This is a genomic window from Streptomyces sp. NPDC048696 (genome assembly GCF_043198895.1).
In the GTDB taxonomy this organism is placed as follows: Bacteria; Actinomycetota; Actinomycetes; order Streptomycetales; family Streptomycetaceae; genus Streptomyces.
In genome coordinates, this window is record NZ_JBICVJ010000004.1 from 526696 (window position 1) to 537257 (window position 10562).

Genomic DNA, 10562 nt, shown 5'->3' on the forward strand with positions numbered 1-10562 from the left:
AATCGGGGTCGGAACCGGGCCCGTGACCGAGTCGGAGAGAAGTGACATGCGCGTCGAGATCTGGAGCGACATCGCCTGCCCGTGGTGCTACATAGGCAAGGCCCGCTTCGAGAAGGGCCTGGCGGAGTTCGCCCACCGCGACGACATCGAGGTGGTGCACCGATCCTTCGAGCTCGACCCGAACCGCCCGAAGGGCGACGTCGGCCCGGTGATCCCGATGCTGGCCAAGAAGTACGGCCGTACCCTGGACGAGGCCCGGGGCATGGAGGAGCACGTCGCCTCCAACGCGCGCGCCGAAGGTCTCGGCTACCTCACCGAGGGCCGCGACCACGGCAACACCTTCGACATCCACCGCCTGCTGCACCTGGCCAAGGCGCGCGGCCGCCAGGACGCGCTGCTGGACCTGGCCTACCGGGCCAACTTCGCCGAGGAGCGCTCCGTCTTCGACGCCGAGGTCCTGGTCGAGCTCGCCGTGGAGGCGGGCCTCGACGCGGACGAGGTGCGAGCCGTGCTCGCCGACGAGAGCGCGTACGCCGACGAGGTGCGGGCGGACGAGGCCGAGGCCGCCGCTCTCGGCGCCAACGCCGTGCCGTTCTTCGTCGTCGACCGCAAGTACGGCATCTCCGGCGGCCAGCCCGCCGAGGTCTTCACCCAGGCCCTCGAACAGGCCTGGCAGGAGCACCGCCCGGTGCTCGCCACCCTGGGCTCCACGCCCGCCGAGGGCGAGGTCTGCGGCCCGGACGGCTGCGCGGTCCCCGGCGCGTGACGCGTCTGCCCGATGGGCTCATCGGGCCCAACGCGTAAGCAGCCCTTGATGGTTCCCCTCAGCCCTTGTCGATCGACATCGATTGACCCGGGGCCGAGGGGGCCGCAGGGTGGGATCATGGAAATCCTGGAGCCCCTGGCGGGCGACGCGTTCGCACCCGAGACGACCTATCTGAACACTTCCAGCACCGGGCTGCTGCCCCGGCGGGCCGTCGAGGCCGCCACCCGGCTCCTCGGCGAGAACGCGGCGGGCACCCGGCTGGGTGCGGGTGGCTTCGACGAGCTCGCCGCCGTACGGGCCTCCTTCGCCCGGCTCACCGGGGTCGGCGTCGACCGGGTCGCGCTCGGCTCGTCGGTCGCCGTCCATGTCGCACTGATCGCCCACTCGCTGCCCGCCGGATCCGAAGTCCTCGCCCCCGAGCACGAGTTCAGCTCGGTCGTCCAGCCGTTCGCGGTCCGGGGCGACCTCAAGATGCGGTACGTCCCGCTGGAGTCCCTTGCCGAGGCGGTACGGCCCAGCACCTCGCTGGTCGCCTTCTCCTCCGTCCAGTCGGCCGACGGACGGGTCGCGGACCTCGCGGCCGTACGGGAGGCGGCGGCCGCGCACGGGGCCCGTACGCTCCTCGACGCCAGCCAGTCGGCGGGCTGGCTGCCGCTGGACGCGGGCGCGTACGACTACACGGTCACCGCCGGGTTCAAGTTCCTGACGTGCCCGCGCGGCACCTCGTTCCTCACCGTCACCGAGGAGGCGCAGGAGCGGCTGGCGCCGCTGCACTCGGGGTGGTTCGCCGCCGAGGACCTGAGCGACAACTACGGCCCGGTGTCCGAACTCGCCGCCTCCGCGCGGCGGTACGACGAGCCCGGCTCCTTCCTCTCCTACCACGCGGCCGCCGAGTCCCTGGCGCTGCTCGAATCGGTGGGCATCGACGCGGTGCACGCCCACGACCTGGCCCTCGCGGACCGGCTGCGGGCGGGCCTCGCCGACCTCGGCCACCGGTCGGTCGCCGACGACTCGGCCGGCGTCGCCGTGCCGGGCCTCGGCGGCGCGCAGCCGGAGCTGCTGCGGGCCGGGGTCTACGCCTCCGCCCGCGGCGGCAATCTGCGGTTCGCGGTCCACCTGTACAACGCGTCGGCGGACGTGGACCGGGCGCTGGACGTGCTGTCCGCCCTGTGACCTCCCGCACCGGCGATAACCAGTGGTCGCGGCCGGGTCCCACGGGGGAGGATCCGGCCGTGATCACGGACAGCGAGAACGACGCACGGGTGCGCGCGGCCGCCCGGAACAACGCCGAGTGGTGCGCGGCCCTGTGCCGGGCGCACGGCATCACGGGCGAGACCGGCCCGTACGCCTGGACGAGCCCGCGCCGCACCCCGCCGCTCTATCCGGACGCGGTGACCCTCGCCCCCGACGCCTCGCCGCGCGAGATCGTCGGGCGGATCGACGCCTCGCCGGGTGCCTCGGTCAAGGACAGCTTCGCCACCCTGGACCTGACGGACGAGGGCTTCGAGGTCCTGTTCGGCGCCGAGTGGATCCACCGGGCCGCGCCCGAGGCGGCCGACCCCGGCTGGGAACAGGTGCGTACGGAAGGGGAGTTGGCGCGCTGGGAGGACGCCTGGGCGGGCGGGGAGGGCGACGGTCTTTTCCCGGCCGCGCTGCTCGCCGACGAGGACCAGCTCTTCCTCGCGGCCCGGGACGCGGACGGCGAGATCGTCGCGGGCGCGATCGCCACCCGCGGCGAATCGGTGGCCGGGATCTCCAACCTCTTCGCGGCCGACGGCGACCTGGACACGGCCTGGGCCGGGTGCCTCGCCTCACTCGCGCGGCACTGGCCCGGCCTGCCGGTCGTCGGCTACGAGAGCGGCGACGACCTGGCGGCCGCCGTCCGCGCCGGGTTCACCCCGGTCGGCGGGCTCAGGATCTGGCTGCGTCGCTGAGCGGTTCGCCGTACCAGCGCCAGGAGTCCTGGTGCGGAAGGTCCGGCAGGTCCGCCCGGCCGGTGGCCCACAGCAGCACCCGCCACCGGTCCGGATCCGTCGGCACCTCGCGGAACAGCCGCGCCAGCACCCGGTCGCACAGCCCGCCGGGCGGCGCCCAGGCCACGTCGAGGCCCTGCGCCACGTCGTACGTGTGCAGCAGGGTCTCGACGACGCCCATCGCCGCGAAGCCCTCCGGGTCCGAGATGCCGAAGACGTGGTGGGCCCGGACGTCCGGGGACGCGGTGCGGACCATCGCGGTCAGCAGTGCCCCGCTCGCCTCCAGGGTCTGGAGCAGCCCGGCGGGCCCGGCCGCGCGGTCCGCGTGCACCGCGTTGCGCGGCCCGCCGGGACGTTTCGCCTCCCACAGGTACGGCACGTCGCCGTCGAGCGGCGGCTGCTGCGGGCCGAGCTGCACGGCGTACGCGAACAGGTCGTCCGACAGATGCTCGACGGTCTCCCAGCAGTCCCAGTCCAGCGAGCCGGCCGGCACGCTCCAGTCCCCGGCGAGCCCGGCCCGCAGCGCGGTGACCGAGAGCCGCACGGAGTGTTCGACGTCGTCCGCGGTGACGGGAGTCCGGGAAGATTCATCAGCCATGGGCCGACCGTACCAACGATCACGCTCACCTCACGGGCGTGAAGTCCCTCGCCCCGATGAACTCCGGTCGCCTGATCGGGGCCGCGAAGGGCTCGACCGCCGTGTTCTCCACGCTGTTGAAGACGATGAACACATTGCTGCGCGGATACGGGGTGATGTTGTCCCCGGAGCCGTGCATGCAGTTGCAGTCGAACCAGGTCGCCGAGCCCGCGCGGCCGGTGAACAGCCGGATCCCGTGCCGGTCCGCCATCTTGGTCAGCGCCTCGTCGGACGGCGTGCCCGCGTCCTGCATCCGCAGCGACTTCTTGTAGTTGTCGCGCGGTGTGGCACCCGCGCAGCCCAGGAAGTCCCGGTGCGAGCCGGGCATGATCATGAGGCCGCCGTTGGTGTCGTGGTTCTCGGTGAGCGCGATCGACACCGAGACGGTCCGCATGTTCGCCAGGCCGTCCTCGGCGTGCCAGGTCTCGAAGTCCGAGTGCCAGTAGAAGCCCGACGCCCCGAACCCCGGCTTGACGTTGACGCGCGACTGATGGACGTACACATCGGAGCCGAGGATGCGCCGGGCGGTGCCGACCACCCGCTCGTCGCGCACCAGGCCCGCGAAGATCTCGCTGATCCGGTGCACCTCGAAGACCGACCGCACCGCCCCGGTCTGCGGCTCGGTGATCGCCCGCTCGTCCGCGCGTACCGCGGGATCGGCGATCAGGCGGTCCAACTCGCGCCGGTAGAAGGCGGTTTCGTCGTCCGAGAGCAGCTGGTCGACGGTGAGGAAGCCGTCCTGCTCATACGATTCGAGTCCGGCGGAGGGGCCCCAGACGACGGGGTCCTGGCGCGGGGTGACGACCTCGGTGGCGCCACGGGTGGGGTACAGGTCCGACATGGTTCAGGCCTCCTCGGTCAGCAGGGGGTAGACACCGTTCTCGTCGTGGTCCTCCCGTCCCGTGACGGGCGGGTTGAAGACGCAGACGCAGCGGAAGTCGGTCTTCGGGCGCAGGGTGTGCCGCTCATGGCCGTTGAGCAGGTACATCGTGCCCGGCGCGATCCAGTGGGTCTCGCCGCTCTCGTGGTCGGTGAGCTCGGCCTCGCCCTCGACGCAGAGCACGGCCTCGATGTGGTTGGCGTACCACATGGACGTCTCCGTACCGGCGTACAGGACCGTCTCGTGCAGGGAGAAGCCGACCTTCTCCTTGGCGAGCACGATCCGCTTGCTCTCCCAGGTGCCGGAGGCGGCGCGGACATGGCGGTCGGTGTTCTCGATGTCCTTCAACGAGCGGACTATCACGGTGGGTCGGCGCCTTTCTTGTGGGGGGACTTGTGGGGGGGGGGAGCGGGGTTCAGGAAGCGGTCTCGTGGACCGCGCGGGCCAGGGTGCGCAGCCCATCGTCCAGCTCTTCCGGGGTCACCGTGAGCGGCGGCAGCAGCTTGACGACCTCGCTGCGCGGGCCGGACGTCTCGATGAGCAGCCCGAGTTCGAAGGCGCGCCGCGCCACCGCCCCCGCGCGGTGCTCGTCGTGGAACTCCAGGCCCCAGACCAGGCCGTGGCCCCGGTACTCCTTGACGTCGACCAGGTTCTCCTCGGTGATCGAGATCAGCGCCTGCTCGACCTGCTCGCCGCGCGCCCGGGTCTGCTTCTCCAGCGACGACCCGTCGGTCCAGTACGCCTCAAGGGCCGCGGTCGCGGTCACGAAGGCCGGGTTGTTGCCCCGGAACGTGCCGTTGTGCTCGCCCGGCTCCCAGATGTCGAGCTCGGGCTTGAACAGGCACAGCGACATGGGCAGCCCGTACCCGCTGATCGACTTCGACAGGGTGACGATGTCCGGGGTGATGCCCGCCTCCTCGAAGGAGAAGAACGCGCCGGTGCGGCCGCAGCCCATCTGGATGTCGTCGACGATCAGGAGCATGTCGCGGCGCCGGCACAGGTCGGCGAGCGCGCGCAGCCACTCGGGCCGGGCCACGTTGATGCCGCCCTCGCCCTGCACGGTCTCGACGATGACGGCGGCGGGCTTGTTCAGGCCCGAGCCCTCGTCCTCAAGGAGTCGTTCGAACCAGAGGAAGTCCGGGGTCTGCCCGTCCAGGTAGTTGTCGAACGGCATGGGGGTGCCGTGGACCAGCGGAATGCCCGCACCGGCCCGCTTGAAGGCGTTGCCGGTGACGGCGAGCGAGCCGAGCGACATCCCGTGGAAGGCGTTGGTGAAGGAGACGACCGATTCGCGGCCCTTCACCTTCCGGACCAGCTTCAGCGCCGCCTCGACCGCGTTGGTGCCGGTCGGGCCCGGGAACATCACCTTGTACGGCAGGTCGCGCGGGCGCAGGATCACGTTCTGGAAGGTCTCCAGGAACGTGCGTTTGGCGGTGGTCGCCATGTCCAGGCCGTGGGTGATGCCGTCGCGTTCGAGATGGTCGAGCAGGGCGCGTTTCAACACCGGGTTGTTGTGGCCGTAGTTGAGTGATCCGGCCCCGGCGAAGAAGTCGAGGTACTCATGGCCGTCCTCGTCGGTGAGCCGGGCGCCCCGGGCCCGGTCGAAGACGGCGGGCCAGCCTCGGCAGTAGCTGCGCACCTCCGACTCCAGGGTCTCGAAGACGCTCAGGGCGGGCGGGGTGATGGTCACAGTCGTACTCCCAGGTCGATCCGGTAGAGGACTTCGGGCTGATGGCCGTCCTCGGGGAACAGCACGCGCTCGAAGAGGACTTCGCGGTGCGGCGCGGTGCCGCGCCGCTCGGCGAACGCGGTGAACAGCCGGTCGGACGCGGTGTTGTCGGGGGTGACGGTCGTCTCGACCAGACGCACCCCGTGCGAGTCGGCGACCTTCGAGGCCAGCGCTTCGAGCAGGGTGCCCGCGAGGCCGCGGCCGCGCTGCTCGCGGTCGACGGCGACCTGCCAGACCACGAGGGTCTGCGGGCGCTCCGGCCTGATGTATCCGGTGACGAAGGCGACCGGTTCACCGGCGCCGTCGCGCGCCACCAGGGAGGTGGCGGCGAAGTCGCGGCACCAGAGCAGATAGCTGTACGAGGAGTTGAGGTCCAGTACCTCCGAGTCGCGGGCGATACGCCAGATCGCGGCGCCGTCCTCGACGCGTGGGGTGTCGATATGGATGACGGTCTGTGCGGCGGTCATGCGGAAGGAATTTACCCAGCGGAAATCGAAATCGCATTAGCGGAGGGTGGTGCGTCGGGGAGTTCCTTGTGTTATCACGCGGATGTGCGCGCGAGGCGTTTTGTCCGGTAATTCCGGTACAAAAAGACACCTTTGTGGAGTCGATCACATGTGCATGACCGCCCGGAAATCTTGTTGAAAACTTGGTGTTTGAGATCAACAAGTCCGGGCAGAAGAAAACGGGAAGCTACTCGGAATAAGTAGCTTCCCGTTATGTTAATTCAACTTGAATTTATGTGAGGAAAAGGTGTTGGAGGGGCGGGTGGCCGCCGTTTTATCGGGTACTTGTGATTCACCAGGCCCGCGACACGGCTCGGCGGGCGGCCTCCAGGTCGACCGGGCGGCCGCCCTCGCCGAGCGCCGCGCCCAGTGCGGCGAGCGAGGACTGCACCGCGCCCCGCGTGGCGTCGACGCCGTAGTGGTTGACCCGGATCATCTCCTTCGCCAGTGCCCCGCCGCCCGCGATCAGCGGCAGCGCCGGATCGGCCGCGAGCGCCTTCGCGACCAGCTCGGACGCGTCGACTCCCGCCGGGGTGCGCAGCGTCGTGGCCACCGGGGCCGCGTCCCGCGCGTCGTGGACGTACGGAGCGAGGCCGCCGCCCAGCGCCGAGGCGCCCGCCCGGGTCGCGGCGGCCGCCGAGGCGTGCCGGGCCGTCACCGCGTCCAGGCCCTCCGCCTCGATCCGCTCCACACACGCCTCCAGGGCCAGCATCTCCAACTGGGCCGGGGCGTGCAGGAGGGCCTTGCGGCCGCCGTCGATCCAGCGCTCCTTCCAGTCGAGCAAGGAGAGGTAGGAGCGGCGCGGGGCGCGCGGGTTGGCGGCGATCCTGGCCCAGGCGCGCTCGCTCACCGACACCGCCGAGACACCGGCGGGGCCGCCCATCGCCTTCTGCGCGCCGATCACGCACAGGTCCACGCCCCACACGTCCGGCAGCAGCGGCTCGGCGGCCACCGAGGCGACCGCGTCCAGCATGAACAGGGCGCCGTGGCGGCGGACCACCTCGCCGATCTCCGCGACCGGGTTGGTGTTCCCGGTCGCCGCCTCCGCGTGCACCAGCGAGACGAAGTCGATCTCCGGGTGCTCGGTGAGCGCCCGGTCGACGTCCTCGGCGGTGACCGCCGTGTGGAACGGGACCTCCAGGTCGACCACGCTCGCGCCGCAGTCCCGCAGCCAGTTGCCGAAGGTCTGGCCGTACGGGCCGGTCACCACGTTCAGCGCGGTGGAGCCCGGGTGCGCGGCGCCCCGGATGCACCCCTCCAGCGGCAGCAGCGCCTCGCCCTGCATGATGACCACGTCCTGCTCGGTGGCGAGCAGCGCGGCCACCCGCCGCTCGATGGCCGCGAAACGGGCGGCGGACAGCGGGGCCAGGTCGAGCAGGGGGTGAGTCACGGTGCCTTCTTCGGTCGTCTGCGCTTGCGTTCACGGGCCCGGCGCCGAAGTGCCGAGCCTCTCGGTCGAGGGTACCCAGGCCCTCGTACAGTGCTGGTCATGAGCGATCACGCGGTGGTGCATGTCCGGGGGCGGGTGCTTGCGGGTCCCGAGGACGTACGGGACGAACTGTGGGCGGTGGACGGCCGGATCACCTATGAACGCCCGCCGGGCGCGGCCTACGCCGTCACGGTCACCGGCTGGGCGCTGCCCGGACTCGTCGACGCGCACTGCCACGTGGGGCTCGACCGGCACGGCCCGGTCGACGACCAGACCAGCGAGAAGCAGGCGCTCACCGACCGGGAGGCGGGCGTCCTGCTGCTGCGGGACGCGGGCTCGCCCTCCGACACCCGCTGGATCGACGACCGCGACGACCTGCCGAGGATCATCCGGGCGGGCCGCCACATCGCCCGCACCCGCCGCTACATCCGCAACTACGCCCATGAGATCGAGCCCGGCGACCTCGTCGCGTACGTCGCCCGGGAGGCGCGGCGCGGCGACGGCTGGGTCAAGCTGGTGGGCGACTGGATCGACCGCGAGGTGGGGGACCTGTCGGCGTGCTGGCCGCGCGGCGAGGTCGAGGCGGCGATCACCGAGGCGCACCGGCTCGGCGCGCGCGTGACGGCCCACTGCTTCGCCGAGGACTCGCTGCGCGACCTGGTCGAGGCGGGCATCGACTGCATCGAGCACGCGACGGGGCTCACCGAGGACACCATTCCGCTCTTCGCCGAGCGGGGGGTCGCGATCGTGCCGACGCTGGTGAACATCGCCACGTTCCCGCATCTCGCGGACGGCGGCGAGGCCAAGTTCCCGGTCTGGTCGGCCCATATGCGCCGGCTGCACGCGCGCCGCTACGACACGGTCCGCTCGGCGTACGACGCCGGCATCCCGGTCTTCGTCGGCACCGACGCGGGCGGCTCCATGGCCCACGGCCTGGTCGCGGCCGAGGTCGCCGAACTGGTCAAGGCGGGCATCCCGCCGCTCGACGCCCTCTCCGCGACCGCCTGGCACGCCCGCACCTGGCTCGGCCGCCCGCTCCTGGAGGAGGGCGCCCCCGCGGACCTCGTGGTGTACGAGCAGGACCCGCGGGCGGACGTACGGGTACTGGCGGCGCCGAGCCGGATACTGCTGCGCGGGCGGATCGTGGGCTGACGCGGGGCGGGCGCGGTGCTGACGCGGAGGGTGACGGTCCGGGTCGCTGGGTCGTTGTAGTTCTTCACGCTTTCCCGGGGTGCGCCGGTGCGGGTCAACCGGCGTACGCCGAGAGTCAGTCGTGAGGGGTGCTTATGGGGAACGCGCGCACGGGCGCGATCGAATACGCGACCGCTGTCGCCTCGTTCGGGTGAACTAACCCCAGGTGTCTATCGGTTCACTCTCCGTGCGTAAAAGATTCCGGTGTCTCAAGTCACCGGCACGCCCCTGGCTCTCGCGAGCCCCACGAGTCCCCGTGGGGAGGGCGGACGGGTGACGGTTCATGTCTCCTGTGGGGGTTCCACCACCTTGAACACCATCAACTTCCGCCTGCCCGCGCGTACTTCGGCCTCCGTGGCGCTCACGCTCGGCTCGCTGGCCCTGGCCGCGTCCGTACCGGCGTACGCCACGGGCGGCGGCCAGAGCGCCGGTCACGGCGCCGCCGGTCGGGGCGGAAAGGCGAGCGCCGTAGTGCTCCGCACCGGCCTGGACGTCTCGCTGCTCAACAAGACGGTCGACGTGCCCCTGAAGGTCACCCTCAACGAGGTGCAGGCGCCCGCGAGTTCGCAGAAGACGGCGCTGGAGGTGAAGCTGGACGGAGTGGCCAAGGGGAAGCCGTTCAGCGTGCTCGACGCGGATGTCGCCAAGGCTGACGCGACGGTCGAGGGGGCCCGCGCCCAGGGCTACACGCACCTGGTCCACGCCCGTCTGCACGTCCCCGGCCTGCCGCTGCTCTCTCTGATCGAGGTCCAGGACGTGACCTCGAAGGCGGTGTGCGAGGCGGGTGCGCGCCCGGTGGCGTCGTCGAACCTGCTCGGTGCGGTGACGGTCCTGGGCAAGAAGGTGACCCTGTCGACGGCCGGTACGACGCGGATCGCGGTGCCCGGGGTCGGCGAGGTCACCCTCGACCTGTCCTCGACCCGCACGACGTCCCGCACGGCGGCGGCGACGGCCCTGCGGCTGCGGGTCTCGGTGAACCCGCTTCAGCTGAATGTGGCGGAGGTGACGGGGGAGGTGACGCTGGCGGAGGCCACGTGCGAATCCCCCGAGGTCCGGGCGGACCTCGCGTCCAGCACGGCGATGAAGCCCCAGGCGGTGGGGGATCCGAAGCTGGCGGAAACGGGTGGGAGCGGGGTGACCCCGTATGTGGCGGGCGGGGCGGTGGGGTTGTTGGTGCTCGGGGGAGCGGCGTTGGTGGTGGCGCGGCGGCGGTCCTGACGGGGCGGGGGGTTTGGGCTGCGCTTTCGTCTGCGGGTCGGTGGGGGCTGACGCCGGTCTTCCCCCACCCCGCCCCTTCCCGGCTGTGACATTTTGCGGCTCCGCCGCGTGGCTCCGGCGGTGGTCGTTTCGTGTGCGGGTGGGTGGGGGCTGGTCGCGCAGTTCCCCGCGCCCCTTGATGGGCCCTTCGGGCCCTCCTTCAGGGGCGCGGGGCTGTGACATTTGCGGCTCCG

General features: G+C 71.5%; 11 protein-coding genes. 5 read left to right on the plus strand and 6 right to left on the minus strand.

Going from position 1 to position 10562, the window contains the following annotated elements; all coding sequences use genetic code 11:
* Nucleotides 1-46 precede the first annotated feature (46 nt).
* The 3 genes from ACGFRG_RS11500 (at nt 47) to ACGFRG_RS11510 (ending at nt 2700) form a co-directional block, all read left to right on the plus strand.
* On the plus strand, nt 47-766 hold the full coding sequence (locus ACGFRG_RS11500) for a DsbA family oxidoreductase (protein ID WP_393263258.1): 720 nt from the start codon (nt 47-49) through the stop codon (nt 764-766).
* Between the two features lie 117 nt (nt 767-883).
* Nucleotides 884-1939, plus strand: a complete 1056-nt coding sequence (locus ACGFRG_RS11505; RefSeq protein ID WP_393263260.1) for an aminotransferase class V-fold PLP-dependent enzyme — start codon at nt 884-886, stop codon at nt 1937-1939.
* 59 nt (nt 1940-1998) lie between these two features.
* Complete coding sequence (locus ACGFRG_RS11510) at nt 1999-2700, plus strand: hypothetical protein (RefSeq protein WP_393263262.1); 702 nt, start codon at nt 1999-2001, stop codon at nt 2698-2700.
* Here the strand turns inward: ACGFRG_RS11510 and ACGFRG_RS11515 are convergent.
* The 6 genes from ACGFRG_RS11515 to ACGFRG_RS11540 form a co-directional block, all read right to left on the minus strand.
* Nucleotides 2678-3337, minus strand: coding sequence for a hypothetical protein (locus ACGFRG_RS11515; RefSeq protein ID WP_361429111.1), 660 nt, complete (start codon nt 3335-3337; stop codon nt 2678-2680). The two genes, ACGFRG_RS11510 and ACGFRG_RS11515, sit on opposite strands and share 23 nt — an antisense overlap.
* Nucleotides 3338-3362: 25 nt before the next feature.
* Nucleotides 3363-4217, minus strand: coding sequence for an ectoine hydroxylase (gene thpD, locus ACGFRG_RS11520; RefSeq protein WP_393263264.1), 855 nt, complete (start codon nt 4215-4217; stop codon nt 3363-3365).
* Between the two features lie 3 nt (nt 4218-4220).
* Nucleotides 4221-4619 carry an ectoine synthase gene (locus ACGFRG_RS11525; protein ID WP_361429115.1) on the minus strand — a complete coding sequence of 133 codons (399 nt, stop codon included), beginning with the start codon at nt 4617-4619 and terminating at the stop codon, nt 4221-4223.
* A gap of 52 nt (nt 4620-4671) precedes the next feature.
* Nucleotides 4672-5946: a diaminobutyrate--2-oxoglutarate transaminase gene (ectB, locus tag ACGFRG_RS11530; RefSeq protein ID WP_393263266.1), complete on the minus strand. Its 1275-nt coding sequence runs from the start codon at nt 5944-5946 to the stop codon at nt 4672-4674.
* Complete coding sequence (gene ectA / locus ACGFRG_RS11535) at nt 5943-6452, minus strand: diaminobutyrate acetyltransferase (RefSeq protein ID WP_361429119.1); 510 nt, start codon at nt 6450-6452, stop codon at nt 5943-5945. The genes ectB and ectA overlap by 4 nt, the downstream gene beginning before the upstream one ends.
* Nucleotides 6453-6783: 331 nt before the next feature.
* Nucleotides 6784-7881: a pyridoxal-phosphate-dependent aminotransferase family protein gene (locus ACGFRG_RS11540; RefSeq protein WP_393263268.1), complete on the minus strand. Its 1098-nt coding sequence runs from the start codon at nt 7879-7881 to the stop codon at nt 6784-6786.
* A 99-nt stretch (nt 7882-7980) separates the two neighbouring features.
* Here ACGFRG_RS11540 and ACGFRG_RS11545 point away from each other — a divergent pair, with 99 nt between their 5' ends.
* Entirely contained in the window at nt 7981-9072 is a 1092-nt protein-coding gene (locus ACGFRG_RS11545) for an amidohydrolase family protein (RefSeq protein ID WP_393263270.1), read from the plus strand.
* A gap of 348 nt (nt 9073-9420) precedes the next feature.
* Complete coding sequence (locus ACGFRG_RS11550) at nt 9421-10329, plus strand: SCO1860 family LAETG-anchored protein (protein ID WP_393263272.1); 909 nt, start codon at nt 9421-9423, stop codon at nt 10327-10329.
* Nucleotides 10330-10562 lie beyond the last annotated feature (233 nt).